Here is a 15,911-nt window from a genome sequence, read left to right as displayed (position 1 = left end):
TGCGGAAAAGTAAGGGACTATGCTAAATATAGGTACGCATGGTTTTCAGGATCACGCCCTACTCACGCTGATGGAGAACGACATGGCCACTCTTCTGCACCTCGACTCCGCGGTCTTCCCGGAGGGCTCCGCCTCCCGTGACGTCACTGCCGCCTTTGTGAACGCCTGGCAGGAACAGCACCCCGAGGGCGTGGTCGTCTACCGCGACCTCGCCGCTCACCCCCTGCCGCACCTGGATGCCGCAGCCGCCGCCGCGGGCGCCGAGTCGCCGCTCCGCGCCGAGCTCGCCAAGGAGCTGGCCGAGGCGGACGCCGTACTGATCGGCGCCCCGATGTACAACTTCTCGATCCCCTCGACCCTCAAGGCCTGGCTCGACCACGCGATCATCGCGGGCCACAACGGCGGCGGCCCCGAGAGCCCGCTGGCCGGCACCCCGTTCACCATCGTCGCCAGCCGCGGTGGCTCCTACGCACCCGGGACCCCCCGGGAAAGCTTCGAGTTCGTCCAGAACTACCTGGAGAAGCTGCTGACGGGGATGTTCGGCGCCGAGGTCGACTTCATCGTCCCCGAGCTGACCCTCGCCGCCACGCAGCCCGCGATGGCCGAGCTCATCCCGCTCGCAGAGACCTCGCGCGCCAAGGCTCTGGACGACGCCGCCTCCAAGGCCAAGGCGCTCGCCGTGCGCCTCGCGAGCTGACGTACCGCACCACAGCCACCACCAGGGGGCCGCACCCCCGCACCACAAGGTGGCGTATCGCACCACCGCACCACCGCACCACCGGCGGCGACAGCCGCAACACCCCCGCGCGGTCCACCAGGGCCGCGCGGGGGTTTCACGTGAAACGCGCAGGCGGGCCCGCTCGGCCGATCAATAAGCGCGCAGGCGGGCTCGCAGGGCCGATCAACTCCCGCCCGGCCCGCGGAGATCGGCCGGACGCGGTTCGGGCAGACGTTAAGGGCGCTCCACCGAGTCCACCGACCGCACCGTTCCGGCAGCCGCAGCCGACTCCGGCTCACCGGCCGGCGAGGCAGGGGACGCCACCGGAGAGCCCGGAGCACCCGGAGAGCCCGGAGAAGCCGTCCCGTCCTCCTTCATCGCCTTCGCCTCGCTCTTGAGAATGCGCATCGACTTGCCCAGTGCACGGGCGGTGTCGGGCAGCTTCTTCGAACCGAACATCACCATGACCACGATCGCCACGATGAGCAGGTGCCAGGGCTCCAGTCCGTTGCGGAGCATGTCCACCCCACCCTTCTTCTCGTCGGCCGGCGGTCGGTACCGCCGGGGGCATCTCCAGAAAAGCTTGCTACATTGCGCAACTGTACAACCATGGGGTGGGGCCGTTCGTCCCCTTCTGTACGGACGGGCGAATGAAAGCGCGCAGATGAGAACGAGCGATCGGACGACAACCGGCAGCGAGCGGATCCCCCGGCCCGCGGGCAGAGGGAAGCGGCATGGCGAGAAGTACGGCGCGAGCACGGGCGACGCGGGGCACGCGACGCCCCACGGAGCACCCGACGGCCCCCGGCGAGGACAGCACGGCTCCCACGGCACGGAGCGCGGGGCCGAGCACCGCAAGCGCCGGAAGCGCAGTCGCGTACGGCTCGTGCTCGCCATAGCCGTAGCCCTCCTGGTGCTGGCCACCGCGGGCGCCGGGTGGGTCTACCTCCGGCTGAACGGCAACATCAACTCCTTCAGCCAGGACGGGATTTCCACGGACCGCCCCACGGCCTCGGCCAAGGGCCAGAACGTGCTGGTCATCGGCTCGGACGCGCGGACCGGAGGCAACAGCGCGCTGGGCGGGGGCGACAAGAACGACATAGGACGCTCCGATACCGCGTTCGTGCTGCACATCTACGCCGACCACAAACACGCGATCGCCGTCTCGATCCCCCGCGACACCCTCGTCACCATCCCGTCCTGCAAGCTGCCCGGCGGCAGCTGGACCACGCCACAGCCCCGGACCATGTTCAACGCGGCCTACTCCGTCGGCGAGACCGCCAAGGGCAACCCGGCCTGCACCCAGAACACGGTGGAGAAGCTCACCGGTCTGCGCATCGACCACACCGTCGTCGTCGACTTCGAGGGCTTCTCGAAACTGACCGGCGTCGTCGGCGGCGTCCAGGTGTGCCTGCCGCAGAACATCTACCAGCGGGATCTCGACCCGAACCGCACCACCCGCGGCAGGCTCCTCTTCGCCAAGGGCGAGCAGAGCGTGTCGGGACAGAAGGCGCTCGACTACGTGCGGATCAGGCACGGGATCGGGGACGGCTCGGACATCGGCCGCATCAAACGGCAGCAGGCCTTCGTCTCCTCCCTGATCAAGAAGGTGAAGGAGGACGGGTTCACACCCACCAAACTGCTGCCGCTCGCCGACGCGGCCACCCACTCGCTGACCGTGGATCCGGGGCTCTCGACCGCCGACAAGCTGCTCTCCTTCGTGATGTCGCTGAAGAGCATCGATCTGCACAACACCAAGTTCGTCACCATCCCCTGGCGGTACCAGGGGGCGCGCGTCGCCATGGTCGAACCGGACGCGAGTGCCCTCTGGTCCGATCTGCGCGCCGACCGGACGATCGACGGCAAGGACGCCAGCGGCAAGGACAAGAAAGGCAAGGGCCCGTCCCCCACCGCCTCAGGCCCGACCGGGAATCCGAGCCCCACAGGGCCCGTCTCCGGTGCGGGGACCGCCGTCACGGTCCAGAACGGCACCACCGTCACCGGCCTCGCGGCCCGGGCCGCCCGGACCCTCAGGAACCACGGCTTCACCGTGAACGGGACCATGACGGCCGGCACCCAGGACCACACGTCCACCGTCATCACCTACGGGCCTGGCCTGCGGAGCAGCGCCGAGAACCTGGCGCGGCTCTTCGTGGGCGCGACCGTCCAGGAGGCGGGCGCGGCTGCCGGTACGAGCGCCGGTATCACCGTGACCCTGGGCCAGGTGTACGCCGACAACCCCGGCGCCACGCCCAGCAGCACTCCCTCCGCCTCCTCGTCGCTCCCGCCGTCCGTGGCATCCGGCGCCCGTTCCGGGGACGACGGTCCATGCAGCGACCTGTCCTACGGATGACCGGCCCCGGCCGCCCGTACGGGAGCCCCGCCGCGGTCGCCAGGCGTCGTCAACCCGGCTGCCCACGGCGGCTGTCGTACCGGCGCCTGGCCGCGGCGAGCCCCACCGCGTACAGCCCGAGCACCACCACGAGCAGCGGATAGCAGAGCCCCGGCAGCGCCGCCATGCCCAGCAACGGTCCCAGCGGCGAGAGCGGGAGCAGCAGTCCGACGGTGGCGAGGGCGGCCGCGGCCCAGCGGACCGGGCTGGTCCCGCCCGGCGCGCGCCCGGCGCGTGAGCCGGTCCCGTCGGCGGCCGACCCTGCCCGCCCGGCCGCCCGGCGTCCCGTACGCAGCAGGAGCATCACCAGCGACTGGGTCAGCAGGTTCTCCGCGAACCAGCCGGAGTGGAAGACCGTTTCGCTGTCGGGGCCGCCGGGGCCGTGCACGGCGAGGGCGAGAACCCCGAAGGTCGCGAGGTCGGCGACCGCGTTGAGCACACCGAACCCGGTGATGAAACGGAGGAAGTCCCGCGACCGCAGCGTGGCGGGGCGGCCCAGCACACCGGGGGCCGGCCGGTCGAAGGCGAACGCGAGCTGGGCCGCGTCGAAGCAGAGGTTCTGGACCAGCACCTGGGCCGGGAGCATCGGCAGGAACGGCAGCAGCAGACCGGCGCCGAGCATCGCGATGACGTTGCCGAGGTTGGACGAGAGCGTGATGCGCAGATACGTGGCGATGTTGCCGCTGCTGTGCCGCCCGGCCGTCAGCGCGTGTTCGACGGCCGACAGGTCCTTGGCGTGCTCGGCGAGGATCACGTCCGCGCCCTCCCGCGCCACGTCCACCGCGTCGCGCGGGCAGATCCCGACATCCGCCGCGTACAGCGCGGGCAGGTCGTTGACCCCGTCCCCGAGAAATCCGCAGACCCGGCCGCCGGCCCGCAGCGCGCGGACGATCCGCGCCTTGTGCTCGGGCGTGCAGCGGGCGAAGACGACCGTGTCGCGTACGGCGGACGCCAGCTGGCCGTCCGTGAGGGCGTCCACGTCCCGTGCGGTGAGCACCGGCCCCGGTTCGAGCCCCAGCTCCTGGCAGGCGCGGGCAGCCGTACCCGGGTGGTCGCCGGTGACGACCTTCACCGCCACGCCCATCGTGGCGAGCGCGGGCAGCGCATGGGCGGCGCTCGGCACCAGCGCGTCCCGCAGGGTGACGAAGCCCCGGAAGCTGAGACCGCGCTCGTCGGCAGTGGTGTACGCCCGCTTGCGCGCCGGGCGCTCGGCGGTCGCGACGGCCAGCAGCCGGGCTCCGTCCCGCACCAGCCTCCCGGCCTCGGTGAAGAGCCGCTCCCGCTCCGCGGCGTCGAGCGCGCACCGCTCCAGTACGTTCTCGACGGCGCCCTTCACCACGAGGGTGTCGACCCCCAGCCGGCCCGGACGGCGTACGACGGCGGTCGCCACGCGCCGCAGCGGATCGAAGGGGAGCGCGGCGATCCCCTCATAAGGCAGGAACTCCTCACCGTCCGAGGCGTCGAGCAGCGCCTCGTCGAGCGCGTCGGGGGCGGGGAGGTCGGCCAGTTGCAGGGTCCACCAGGCATTGACCGCGGCCCAGTGCAGGACGTCCCGGTCGTCCGCGCCGTCCCCGTCGAGCGCCCGGTCGACGACCGGCAGGTCCTGGGTGAGCGTTCCCGTCTTGTCCAGACAGAGCACATCCACCGCGCCGAGGTCGTGCAGCGCCGGCAGCCGTTTGACGATCACGCCGTGGTGGCGGGCGAGAAGGGAGGCGCCACGCGCCAGACAGGTCGTGACGATCACCGGGAGCATCTCGGGCGTCAGCCCGACGGCCACCGCCACGGCGAACGGCAGTGTCTCCAGGCCCCGTCCGCGCAGCGCCGCGTTGGCCATCAGCACCAGCGGCGGGGTGAGCAGCATGAAACGGATCAGGATCCACGAGATGCCGTGCACCGACCGGTCGAAGGCGCTCGGGCCGCGCGGCCCGGCCGCCCCGTACCCGGCTGCGAACCGCGTCCTGGCCCCGGTCGCCACCACGACGGCGCTGCCGCTGCCCGCGACGACACTGCTCCCCTGGAAACAGAGGTGCGCCCGGTCGAAGCCCGCCTCGTCCTGCGGGGTTCCGGGGACATCGGCCGCCGACTTGCCGACCGGGGCCGACTCCCCGGTGAGCACCGCCTGGTTCACGCTCAGCCCGACGGCCCGCAGCAGCCTCACATCGGCCGGTATCAGGTCGCCGGGACCGAGCCGGACGACATCGCCGGGCACGAGCTGGTCGACCGGGAGCTCACGGGCCACCGCGACCGCTTCGTCCGCGGGCCGCCGCAGCACCGTCGCCGTACTGGCCACCAGCTCGCGCAGCGCGCCCATCGAGCGGTCGGCGCGGTGCTCTCCCGCGGCGCGCAGCGCGCAGCTCACCACCACGAGCGCGATGATCACACAGGCGGTGCCCCACGCCGCGACCAGCGACGACACCAAGCCGAGGCAGAGCAGTACGGCGGTGAAGGGGTCCCGGACGCTGCGCAGGAACCGTACGAGCCAGGGGACGGGCCGCCGGGCGGCCAGGGTGTTCTCACCGCACTGCCGCAGCCGGCTCTCCGCCGCCGTGTCCGTCAGCCCGCGCGGGCCGCTGTCCAGGGCGCGCAGCACCTGGAGCGAGGTCAGCGCGCCCAGGTCCGGTACGGCAGCGCCGGCCGCCGGAGCGCCGTCCGCCGTCGCCACGGCCCGGACGGAGACCCCGGGGCCGGGCTCCGGGGCCGCCGCGGCCTCAGGTGCCTGTCCCACGGAGGTGACCCACCGGGGGAGCCCCGCCGTCGCTCCGCGCGGCCAGCTGGCCGACGACGAGACGTACGACGGTCACGACGTCGGGGTCGTCGACGAAGTACACCTGCCGCCGCCCCTCCCGCCGGGAACGCACCAGACCGGCCAGTTTCAGTTTCGTCAGATGCTGGCTCACCGCGGGCAGCGCACCGCCGACCCGCTCGGCCAGGCCGCTCACGTCGCTCTCGCCCTGCGCGAGGGCCCACACGATGTGCAGCCTGGCGGACGAGGCGAGCAGTCCGAACGCGGCGGCCGCTTCTGCGAGTACCTCGGCGGAAGGGTCCCCGAACCTCTCGACGCCTGCCGCCACTTCGCCTTCCCCAACCCCTGGACCATGTTCCGACCGCACCAGTCTAGGTCGGCCGGGCGCGGAACATTTGCGTTCAGGGAACGGGGCACCTACCTTAACGGTACGAAACTGTTTCGTTCACTGGAGTCGGCATGACACAGCCCGAGCCCCGAAGAACACGGCTGTCGCCCGAGCGGGAGGCGGAGATCTTCGACGCCACCCTCGACCTGATCCGCGAGGTCGGCTACGAGGCCGCCCGCCTCGACGTCGTGGCACAGCGCTCCCAGTGCAGCAAAGCGACGCTGTACCGGCGCTGGCAGGGAAAGCCCCGGCTGGTGTCCGAGGCGCTGCGGCACGGGAAACCGTTCACCCTGACCGGGCTGGACACCGGCTCCCTGCGGGGCGATCTGTACGAGATGACCTTCCGCATCGGGGAGGCCAGGAAGGACCACGACCTGATCCGCGGCATCGCCCTGGCCGTACGGCAGGACTCCGCACTGGCGGAGGCGATGCACGAGACCCTCGTGCGGCCCGACCTGGAGGCCGCCCGCGGGATCGTGGACCGCGCCGTCGCCCGCGGAGAGGTCGACCCGGCGAATCCGGCCCTCGACTTCTTCCCGCACCTGGTCCAGGGCGCCGGCTTCGCCCGGCTGGTCTTCGACCAGCGCGAGCCCGACGCCGACTACCTGCGCCGTTACGTCGACGCCGTCGTCCTCCCCGTGCTGCTCCGGGAGATCGACGGCAGCACCGAGGACACCACCTGAGGAGTACATGATGAGTTCCGCATCCGCCGGCGCGGCCGCCGGCACCATAGCCCCGGCGGCCGCGCCGCCGACGCCCACGGCATCGCCCCCCGCATCCCACCGCTGGTGGGCCCTGGTGGTCATCGGCCTCGCACAGCTGATGGTCGTGCTGGACGCCACCATCGTGAACATCGCACTGCCCTCGGCCCAGCAGGATCTGGGATTCTCCAACGACGCCCGGCAGTGGGTCGTCACCGCCTACTCACTGGCCTTCGGAAGCCTGCTCCTGCTCGGCGGGCGGCTCGCCGACCTCTTCGGCCGCAAGACCACCCTGCTGATCGGTCTGGTCGGCTTCGCCGCGTCCTCGGCCCTGGCCGGAGCGGCGGGCGGCTTCACCATGCTGGTCGTGGGGCGTGCGCTCCAGGGCGCGTTCGGCGCGCTGCTCGCGCCGTCGGCGCTGTCGCTGCTCACGACCACATTCACCGATCCCAGGGAACGCGGGCGCGCCTTCGGGGTGTTCGGAGCGATCGCGGGCTCCGGCGGTGCGGTGGGACTGCTGCTGGGCGGCGTGCTCACCGAGCATCTGAACTGGCGGTGGACGCTCTACGTCAACCTCGTCATCGCCGTGGTCGCGGTGGCCGGGGCGCTCGTGTTCATCCGGCGGCCCGCACCCGCACAGCGCCCCAAGCTGGACCTGCTGGGCACCCTGCTGGTCTCCAGCGGCCTCTTCGGCATCGTGTTCGGCTTCTCCAACGCAGAGACGTACGCGTGGAGCGACCCGATGTGCTGGGGCTTCCTGGCGGGCGGCGCCCTGTTGCTGCTTGCCTTCACCGGCTGGCAGACCCGGGCGTCGCACCCGCTGCTGCCCCTGCGGGTCTTCGCCGACCGCAACCGCAGCGCCTCGTATCTGATGGTGTTCTCCACCGGCGCCGGAATGTTCGGCATCTTCCTCTTCCTGACCTACTACCTCCAGCAGATCCTCGGCTACACACCGGTCAAGACCGGGCTCGCCTTCCTGCCGATGATCCTGATGCTGATGGTGCTGGCGCAGCTGTCCACCAACGTGCTCATGGCGAGGATCGGCCCCAAGATCATGGTGCCGATCGGCACCCTGCTCGCCGCGGGCGGCCTGGTCTGGCTGACCGGGCTTGACCTGTCCAGCGGATACGCCGCGGACATCCTGCCGCCCCTGCTGCTCATCGGCGCCGGCATCGGCATGGTGATGCCCCCGGCCATGTCGCTGGCCACCCTCGGCATCGCGCCGGGCGACCAGGGGGTCGCGTCCGCGACCGTCAACACGATGCAGCAGGTCGGCGGTTCCATCGGCACGGCGCTGTTCTCCACCATGGCCACCTCCGCGGCCAGTGACTACGTGAAGGACCACGGCGCCTCCAAGCCGGCGCTCGCCGAGGCCTCCGTGCACAGCTACGCGACCGTCTACTGGTGGGCCGCCGGCCTGTTCGCGATCGCCTTCGTGATCGCGGTCCTCCTCTACCGCAAGGGCCGTCCGCAGGCAGCCGCCCCGGCACCGGCCACACCGGCCGCCGCACAGGCCGCAGAAGCCGCCGCGGGCACCGGGTCCCCGGCGCACACCGTGCCCGCGCCGGCGGAGCGGGCACCGGCCGACGCGGCACCCGCTGCCGCACAGCAGGCGCGCGTACGGGGGCGGGTGCTCGGGGAGCACGGGGCCCCGGTGGCTTCGGCGGTGACACTCATCGACCAGGCAGGCCGCCAGGTCGCACGGGGCGTCCCCGGACCGGACGGCTCGTACGCGCTCTCCGCACCGCACGGCAGGTACGTGCTGGTCGCGTCGGCCCCGGACTGCACGCCCAGGATCAGCGAACTCGTCCTCGGCGCGGACCCCGTCGACCACCACGTCCAGCTCGCGGGGACCGGCGGGCTCTTCGGCACCGTGCACGGGCCCGCCGGCCCCGTCGAAGGGGCGCTGCTGGTCGTGACGGACGCGGAGGGGAGCGTGGTCGACTCGGCCCTGTCGGCCGCCGACGGCGGCTACCGGCTTCCCGCCCTGCCGCCGGCCGCCTACACCTTCACCGCCGGAGCCGAGGGCCACCAGCCCTACGCGGCGCCGGTCACGGTGACCGGCTCGGCGCCCACCCGGCACGACGCGTCCCTCGCGGCCGCGGCGACCGTCCGGGGCACGGTGTACGGGCCACAGGGTGCGCCGGTGGACGACGCCCTGGTCACGCTGCTCGACGCGGCGGGCAACGTCGTCGCACGGCACACGACGGGCCCGGACGGCGTCTACACCTTCACGGGTCTCACCGGCCCCGGCTACACGCTGGTCGCCGCGGGCTACCCGCCCGCAGCGTCACAGGTCACACTCCCCTCCGACACCCAGGACGGATTCGACGTGCTGCTCGGTCACTCCGACTGAACCGGAACCGGGCCCGGGGGCGCGGAATCGGCCCCCGGGCCGGCGTCCCTGGACCCGGCCCCGGGCCCCACCTGGGACCTGCCCCCGAACAGCAGAACGGCCCGCATCATCGTGATGATGCGGGCCGTTCCGGGGTGATGCTGAACACCTTCACCGGTGTTCGATGATGGTGCGCGAGGGGGGATTTGAACCCCCACGTCCCTAAGGACACTGGCACCTGAAGCCAGCGCGTCTGCCGTTCCGCCACTCGCGCAAGTGGTGTTTCCCGGGCCTTCTCACTGGTTTGTGCGACTCCCTGGCGACATCCCGAAGATTAGCACGGTGAACAGGGTGGATTCACATCCGTTCCCAGGGGGGAGACGACCGGTGCCCCGCCCCGTGGAACGAGGACCCCCTCACCCCACTCCTCCTCTGTGCTCGCCGAGTGCGGGACACTGTTCAGGAGCCACCTCTACGATCCGTGTGAGAGGTGACACTTATCCACAGGGGAGACAAGGGGAACCAGCCGTTTCTCCCGTGCGTGGATACGATCAGTAAGCAGTACCAGGACGACAACGTCGGAGGAGGTGCCTCATGGGAGTCATGAAGAAGTTCGAGCAGCGTCTCGAAGGTCTGGTCAACGGCACCTTCGCGAAGGTGTTCAAGTCCGAGGTCCAGCCCGTCGAGATCGCGGGTGCGCTCCAGCGCGAATGCGACAACAACGCAACGATCTGGAACCGTGAGCGGACGGTCGTCCCCAACGACTTCATCGTCGAACTGAGCACGCCGGACTACGAGCGCCTCAGCCCGTACTCGGGGCAGCTCGGCGACGAACTCTCCGGACTGGTCCGCGACTACGCCAAGCAGCAGCGGTACGCCTTCATGGGGCCGATCAAGGTCCACCTGGAGAAGGCGGAGGACCTGGACACCGGGCTCTACCGCGTCCGCAGCCGCACCCTCGCGTCGAGCACCAACCAGCAGGGGCCCGACCGCGCCCCCGCCGCACCCCCGGCCCCGCAGCGGGACGCCGGCGGCTACGGCTACCCGCCATCGGCGGCCCCGCCCATGCCCGCCGCGCCTCCGCCCGGAGGCAACCGTCCGGCCCCCGGCCGGGCGCCCGCCCCGGGACCCATGCCGGGCACCCAGACACGGCGCTGGATCGAGGTCAACGGCACGCGACACCAGATCTCGCGGGCCACCCTGGTCCTCGGCCGCAGCACCGAAGCCGACGTGCGGATCGACGACCCCGGCGTATCCCGCCGGCACTGCGAGATCCGCGCCGGCTCCCCCTCGACGATCCAGGATCTCGGTTCCACCAACGGCATCGTGGTAGACGGACAGCACACCACCCGCGCTACGCTCCGCGACGGCTCGCGGATCGTCGTGGGCAATTCCACCATCGTTTACCGGCAAGCCGAAGGGTGAAGCGGGGGCAATGTCAGAGCTGACCCTGACGGTCATGCGGCTAGGTTTCCTAGCTGTTCTGTGGCTGTTCGTGATCGTGGCCGTCCAGGTCATCCGCAGCGATCTGTTCGGAACGCGTGTCACGCAGCGCGGCTCACGCCGCAACGCGGACTCCCGTCCTCCGCAGACCGCGCGGCAGGCCGCCACGCCGCCGCAGCAGCGACAGCAGCAGCCTGCTGCCGGCCGCCAGCGTCGTGGCGCGCCCACCAAACTCGTCGTCTCCGAGGGGTCCCTCACGGGCACCACGGTCGCCCTGCAGGGGCAGACCGTCACGCTCGGCCGGGCCCACGATTCGACCATCGTGCTGGACGACGATTACGCGTCCAGCAGGCATGCCAGGATCTACCCCGACCGGGACGGCCAGTGGATCGTCGAGGATCTCGGGTCCACCAACGGGACATATCTCGACCGGACCCGGCTGACCACCCCGACACCGATCCCGCTGGGCGCACCGATCCGCATCGGCAAGACCGTCATCGAGCTGCGGAAGTAGTCACGACAATGAGCGAGCGGAGCGAGCGAGCCGCAGCGGTTCCGGCAACGGGCCGGGGCGCGCTCCCGACCGGAGGGTGGGCAGTGTGGCTCGAGACCGGTTGTACCCGGAGCCGACAGGCGAGGTGCGCATGAGTCTGTCCCTGCGCTTCGCCGCCGGATCCCACAAGGGCATGATCCGCGAGGGGAACGAGGACTCCGGCTACGCCGGCCCCCGGCTCCTCGCCATCGCCGACGGGATGGGCGGCCAGGCCGCGGGCGAGGTCGCCAGCTCCGAGGTCATCTCCGCGCTCGTCACCCTCGACGACGACGTCCCCGGTTCCGACATCCTCACCTCGCTCGGCACAGCCGTGCAGCGGGCCAACGACCAGCTCCGCATGATGGTCGAGGAGGACCCCCAGCTGGAGGGCATGGGCACCACGCTCACCGCCCTCCTCTGGACCGGTCAGCGCCTCGGCCTCGTGCACGTCGGAGACTCGCGCGCCTATCTGCTGCGGGACGGCGTCCTGACGCAGATCACCCAGGACCACACCTGGGTGCAGCGCCTCGTCGACGAGGGCCGCATCACCGAGGAGGAGGCCACCACCCACCCGCAGCGCTCCCTGCTGATGCGCGCGCTGGGCAGTGGCGAACACGTCGAGCCCGACCTCTCGATCCGTGAGGTACGGGCCGGCGACCGCTACATGATCTGCTCCGACGGGCTCTCCGGCGTCGTCTCCCACCAGACGATGGAGGAGACCCTCGCCAGCTACCAGGGGCCCCAGGAGACGATCCAGGATCTGATCCAGCTCGCCCTGCGCGGCGGCGGTCCCGACAACATCACCTGCATCGTCGCCGACGTGCTCGATGTCGACTCCAACGACACCGTGGCCGGGCAGCTCAACGACACCCCGGTCGTCGTCGGCGCGGTCGCCGAGAACCAGGCGGCCCAGCACGACGGCGGGGCCATGCAGACCCCGGCGGGCCGGGCGTCCGGCCTCGGCCGCCAGGTGCCGCCGCCCGCTCCGGGAGGCTTCGGCCCGCCCGGAAGCGGCGACGGCTACGGTTCCGCGTCCGACGGCGCGTTCGGCGCGTACGACGACGAGGACTTCGACAAGCGCTCCGGCGGCCGCAAGTGGATCAAGCGATCGCTCTTCACCGTGCTCGTCCTCGCCGTCATCGGCGGTGGACTGTACGGCGGTTACCGCTGGACCCAGACCCAGTACTACGTCGGGTCGAACAAGCAGAACGTGGCGTTGTACCAGGGAATCAGCCAGGATCTCGCCTGGGTCTCGCTCTCGAAGGTCGAGACGGACCACCCCGAGATCGAACTCAAGTACCTCCCGCCGTACCAGCGCAAGCAGGTCGACTCGACCATCACCGAAGGCAGCCTCGGCGAGGCGAAGCACAAGATCAGCGAACTCGCGGAGCAGGCCGACGTCTGCAAGAAGGACGCCGAGCGCCGCAAGGTGGAGGACGAGAACAAGTCGAAGCCGGCTCCGGGCAAGACGTCCGGCACCCCGGGCACCCTCTCTTCCTCCAAGAGCCCGAACACCGTAAAGCCCAAGCCCAGCGCCACACCCACGCCCGGCCCCAGCCTCTCGGAGGATGAGCAGAAGCTGGTCCCGCTGTGCGGTAAGCAGTAGAGCCGTAGGGGGCCTTTCACCACCATGAGCGTTGTCACCAACACGACCACGATCGGCGCGATCGAAGCACCGAGCCGTCGCAACACCGAGCTGATGCTGCTCGTATTCGCCGTCGCCATCTCGGTGTTCGGGTACGCCAACGTGGGCCTCGCGATCAACGGTTCACTACCGGCAGGCATCCTCGGCTACGGAACGGGGCTCACGCTGCTCGCGGCCGTCGGCCACATCGTGGTGCGCAAGTTCGCGCCGTACGCCGATCCGCTGCTGCTGCCCGTGGCCACCCTGCTGAACGGGATCGGGCTGGCGCTCATCTGGCGCCTGGACCAGTCGCCCAGGCTGATCCAACGGGCCAAGTTCGCGTACGGGGCCTTCAGCCCCGACGCACCCAAGCAACTGCTCTACTCGGCCCTGGGTGTCGCCCTGTTCGTCGTGGTCCTCGTCTTCCTCAAGGACCACCGCATTCTGCAGCGTTACACCTACATCTCCATGGTGGCGTCGCTGATCCTGCTGATCCTGCCGATGTTCTTTCCCGCCGTGAACGGCGCCAAGATCTGGATCAGCCTCGGCTCCTTCACCATTCAGCCCGGTGAGTTCGCCAAGATCGTCATCGCGATCTTCTTCTCCGGTTATCTCATGGTGAAGCGTGACGCGCTGGCCCTGGCCAGCCGCCGCTTCATGGGCATGTACCTGCCGCGCGGCCGTGACCTGGGTCCGATCCTGGTCATCTGGGCGATGTCGATCCTCATCCTCGTCTTCGAGACCGACCTGGGTACCTCGCTCCTGTTCTTCGGCCTCTTCGTCGTGATGCTGTACGTCGCGACGGAGCGCACCAGCTGGATCGTCTTCGGCCTGATCATGTCCGGCGCGGGCGCCGTCGGTGTGGCTACCTTCGAACCTCACGTCCAGCAGCGTGTGGATGCCTGGCTCGCACCTTTCTCCAAGGCGACGCTGTCACAGAGCGACCAGGTGGCCCAGTCCCTCATGTCCTTCGGATCCGGGGGGACCCTCGGCACCGGCCTCGGCCAGGGCCACTCCGATCTCATCGGCTTCGCGGCAAACTCCGACTTCATCTTCGCCACTGTCGGCGAAGAGCTCGGTCTGGCCGGAATGATGGCCGTCCTGCTGCTCTACGGTCTGATCGTCGAGCGTGGCGTCCGCACCGCGCTGGCCGCTCGCGACCCGTTCGGGAAGCTCCTCGCCGTCGGACTCTCAAGTGCCTTCGCCATCCAGGTCTTCGTCGTGGCCGGCGGTGTCATGGGCCTCATCCCGCTGACCGGTATGACGATGCCCTTCATCGCGTACGGCGGTTCCTCCGTACTGGCCAACTGGGCCCTGATCGGCGTCCTCATCCGCATCAGCGACACCGCCCGGCGGCCCGCTCCGGCCCCCGCCCCGTCACCCGACGCCGAGATGACCCAGGTGGTCCGACCGTGAACAAGCCCCTGCGCCGGATCGCCATCTTCTGCGGTCTGCTCGTTCTTGCTCTGCTGCTGCGCGACAACTGGCTGCAGTACTTCGAGGCCGACAGCCTCAACGCGCGAACCGAGAATCGCCGTATCCCGATCGAGCGGTACGCCCACGAACGTGGCGACATCATCGTGGACGGAGCACCTGTCACAGGCTCGACAGAGAGCAAGGACAGCGACTTCAAGTACAAGCGCACCTGGAAGGACGGCCCCATGTGGGCGCCCGTCACCGGGTACGCCTCGCAGGCCTTCGGCGCGACACAGCTGGAGAACCTGAACGACGCCATCCTGACCGGCAACGACGACCGGCTCTTCTTCGACCGGACGCTCTCCATGTTCACGGGCGAGAAGAAGCAGGGCGGCAACGTCGTCACCACGCTGAACGCCGACGCCCAGAAGGCTGCCTTCAAGGGACTCGGCAGCAAGAAGGGGGCCGTGGCCGCCCTCGACCCGAAGACCGGCGCGATCCTCGCCATGGCGTCGACGCCCTCGTACGATCCCTCGACGTTCGCGGGCAACTCCACGAGCACCGACTCGAAGAACTACACGAAGCTCAAGAACGACAAGAACGAGCCGTTGCTCAACCGGGCGCTGCGCCAGACGTACCCGCCGGGCTCCGCCTTCAAGGTGGTCACCGCGTCGGCCGCCCTGGAGAACGGCCTGTACGACAGCGTCGACACCCCGACCAGGTCACCACTGCCCTGGCGACTCCCGCTCTCGAGCAAGGACCTGCCCAACGAGGGCAATCTGCCCTGCAAGAACGCCACGCTGGTGGAGGCCCTGCGGGTCTCCTGCAACACGGTCTTCGGCAAGATCGGCGCCGACCTCGGTAACGACAAGATGCGGGCCGAGGCCGAGAAGTTCGGCTTCAACAGCCAGCAGTTCACGCCCACCCGCTCGAACGCCAGTGTCTTCTCCAAGGACATGGACAAGGCGCAGACCGCGCTCTCCTCGATCGGCCAGTTCAACACCTCCGCCACCCCGCTCCAGATGGCGATGGTCGCCTCCGCCGTGGCCAACGACGGCACACTGATGAAGCCGTACATGGTCGACCGCCTCACCGCTCCCAACCTGGACACCGTCGCCAAGACCGACCCGGAGAAGCAGAGCGAGCCCCTCACCAAGGAGCACGCGCAGATGGTCCAGAAGATGATGGAGACGGTGGTCAACAAGGGCACCGGCTTCAACGCGAAGATCCCCGGCGTCACGGTCGGCGGCAAGACCGGTACCGCGCAGAACGGTGTCAACAACAGCGGTAACCCCTACGCCTGGTTCATCTCGTACGCGAAGACCGCCCAGGGTTCGCCGGTCGCCGTGGCCGTGGTCGTCGAGGACTCGGACGCGTCCCGTCAGGACATCTCCGGTGGCGGTCTCGCCGCTCCGATCGCCAAGGACGTCATGGCCGCTGTCATCAACAGCAAGAAGTGACGATCGTGGCGGAAGGCACACGGGGCACACGGCACCTGCCCGATACCGGTCCGATATCAGCTGATGGTCACGGACCGATCATCCATCCGCGGCCGGTAGCGTATTCGCGAACAGCACACCGCCGGACCACCCCAGGGTGCGGTCGGGACATACGGAGAG

At 70.1% G+C, this 15,911-nt stretch carries 12 protein-coding genes and 1 tRNA gene; 9 read left to right on the top strand and 4 right to left on the bottom strand.

All coding sequences use genetic code 11. The features are described from left to right. Positions 1–82: 82 nt before the first annotated feature. Positions 83–697 (top strand): FMN-dependent NADH-azoreductase, encoded by a 615-nt coding sequence (locus OG917_RS17670; RefSeq protein WP_328318558.1) that lies wholly within the window; start codon positions 83–85, stop codon positions 695–697. A 255-nt stretch (positions 698–952) separates the two neighbouring features. On the opposite strand, the gene tatA is transcribed toward OG917_RS17670, so the two are convergent. Further along, positions 953–1,237, bottom strand: a complete 285-nt coding sequence (gene tatA / locus OG917_RS17665; RefSeq protein WP_328318557.1) for a Sec-independent protein translocase subunit TatA — start codon at positions 1,235–1,237, stop codon at positions 953–955. A 145-nt stretch (positions 1,238–1,382) separates the two neighbouring features. On the opposite strand from tatA, the gene OG917_RS17660 reads away from it, so the two are divergent. Next, positions 1,383–3,071: an LCP family protein gene (locus OG917_RS17660; RefSeq protein ID WP_328318556.1), complete on the top strand. Its 1,689-nt coding sequence runs from the start codon at positions 1,383–1,385 to the stop codon at positions 3,069–3,071. Positions 3,072–3,120: 49 nt separating this feature from the next. Here OG917_RS17660 and mgtA read toward each other — a convergent pair whose 3' ends face one another. Both mgtA and OG917_RS17650 read right to left on the bottom strand, forming a co-directional pair. Further along, positions 3,121–5,835 (bottom strand): magnesium-translocating P-type ATPase, encoded by a 2,715-nt coding sequence (mgtA, locus tag OG917_RS17655; RefSeq protein WP_443058975.1) that lies wholly within the window; start codon positions 5,833–5,835, stop codon positions 3,121–3,123. Further along, positions 5,819–6,181 carry an ArsR/SmtB family transcription factor gene (locus OG917_RS17650; protein WP_328318555.1) on the bottom strand — a complete coding sequence of 121 codons (363 nt, stop codon included), beginning with the start codon at positions 6,179–6,181 and terminating at the stop codon, positions 5,819–5,821. Before OG917_RS17650 ends, mgtA begins: the two co-directional genes overlap by 17 nt. A gap of 131 nt (positions 6,182–6,312) precedes the next feature. Between OG917_RS17650 and OG917_RS17645 the strand changes: the two genes are divergently transcribed. Beyond that, positions 6,313–6,924: a TetR/AcrR family transcriptional regulator gene (locus tag OG917_RS17645; RefSeq protein ID WP_328318554.1), complete on the top strand. Its 612-nt coding sequence runs from the start codon at positions 6,313–6,315 to the stop codon at positions 6,922–6,924. Between the two features lie 10 nt (positions 6,925–6,934). Continuing rightward, on the top strand, positions 6,935–9,298 hold the full coding sequence (locus tag OG917_RS17640) for an MFS transporter (RefSeq protein WP_328318553.1): 2,364 nt from the start codon (positions 6,935–6,937) through the stop codon (positions 9,296–9,298). Between the two features lie 167 nt (positions 9,299–9,465). Here OG917_RS17640 and OG917_RS17635 read toward each other — a convergent pair. Beyond that, a tRNA-Leu gene (locus OG917_RS17635) sits at positions 9,466–9,551 on the bottom strand. Positions 9,552–9,871: 320 nt separating this feature from the next. Between OG917_RS17635 and OG917_RS17630 the strand changes: the two genes are divergently transcribed. The 5 genes from OG917_RS17630 to OG917_RS17610 all read left to right on the top strand — a co-directional run bounded on the left by OG917_RS17630 (position 9,872) and on the right by OG917_RS17610 (position 15,752). Further along, positions 9,872–10,702: a DUF3662 and FHA domain-containing protein gene (locus OG917_RS17630; protein ID WP_328318552.1), complete on the top strand. Its 831-nt coding sequence runs from the start codon at positions 9,872–9,874 to the stop codon at positions 10,700–10,702. 10 nt (positions 10,703–10,712) lie between these two features. Then, a complete protein-coding gene (locus tag OG917_RS17625; RefSeq protein WP_328318551.1) occupies positions 10,713–11,234 on the top strand; it encodes an FHA domain-containing protein FhaB/FipA in 522 nt (173 codons plus the stop codon). Between the two features lie 130 nt (positions 11,235–11,364). Then, complete coding sequence (locus OG917_RS17620; RefSeq protein WP_328318550.1) at positions 11,365–12,858, top strand: PP2C family protein-serine/threonine phosphatase; 1,494 nt, start codon at positions 11,365–11,367, stop codon at positions 12,856–12,858. A 24-nt stretch (positions 12,859–12,882) separates the two neighbouring features. Next, positions 12,883–14,292 (top strand): FtsW/RodA/SpoVE family cell cycle protein, encoded by a 1,410-nt coding sequence (locus OG917_RS17615; protein ID WP_328318549.1) that lies wholly within the window; start codon positions 12,883–12,885, stop codon positions 14,290–14,292. Beyond that, positions 14,289–15,752 carry a peptidoglycan D,D-transpeptidase FtsI family protein gene (locus tag OG917_RS17610; RefSeq protein ID WP_328318548.1) on the top strand — a complete coding sequence of 488 codons (1,464 nt, stop codon included), beginning with the start codon at positions 14,289–14,291 and terminating at the stop codon, positions 15,750–15,752. The genes OG917_RS17615 and OG917_RS17610 overlap by 4 nt, the downstream gene beginning before the upstream one ends. The last annotated feature ends 159 nt before the right edge of the window (positions 15,753–15,911 follow it).

Source organism: Streptomyces sp. NBC_00388, from assembly GCF_036061255.1.
Lineage (GTDB): Bacteria > Actinomycetota > Actinomycetes > Streptomycetales > Streptomycetaceae > Streptomyces.
The sequence above is the reverse complement of the archived record's forward strand: the minus strand, read 5'-3'. Positions and strand labels throughout refer to the sequence as shown.

What these genes read in the sequence shown, in the direction of transcription:
- OG917_RS17670 (WP_328318558.1), top strand. Translation starts at nt 83, where the DNA reads ATGGCCACTCTTCTGCACCTCGACTCCGCGGTCTTCCCGGAGGGCTCC.
- tatA (WP_328318557.1), bottom strand. Translation starts at nt 1,237, where the DNA reads ATGCTCCGCAACGGACTGGAGCCCTGGCACCTGCTCATCGTGGCGATC.
- OG917_RS17660 (WP_328318556.1), top strand. Translation starts at nt 1,383, where the DNA reads ATGAGAACGAGCGATCGGACGACAACCGGCAGCGAGCGGATCCCCCGG.
- OG917_RS17645 (WP_328318554.1), top strand. Translation starts at nt 6,313, where the DNA reads ATGACACAGCCCGAGCCCCGAAGAACACGGCTGTCGCCCGAGCGGGAG.
- OG917_RS17640 (WP_328318553.1), top strand. Translation starts at nt 6,935, where the DNA reads ATGAGTTCCGCATCCGCCGGCGCGGCCGCCGGCACCATAGCCCCGGCG.
- OG917_RS17630 (WP_328318552.1), top strand. Translation starts at nt 9,872, where the DNA reads ATGGGAGTCATGAAGAAGTTCGAGCAGCGTCTCGAAGGTCTGGTCAAC.
- OG917_RS17625 (WP_328318551.1), top strand. Translation starts at nt 10,713, where the DNA reads ATGTCAGAGCTGACCCTGACGGTCATGCGGCTAGGTTTCCTAGCTGTT.
- OG917_RS17620 (WP_328318550.1), top strand. Translation starts at nt 11,365, where the DNA reads ATGAGTCTGTCCCTGCGCTTCGCCGCCGGATCCCACAAGGGCATGATC.
- OG917_RS17615 (WP_328318549.1), top strand. Translation starts at nt 12,883, where the DNA reads ATGAGCGTTGTCACCAACACGACCACGATCGGCGCGATCGAAGCACCG.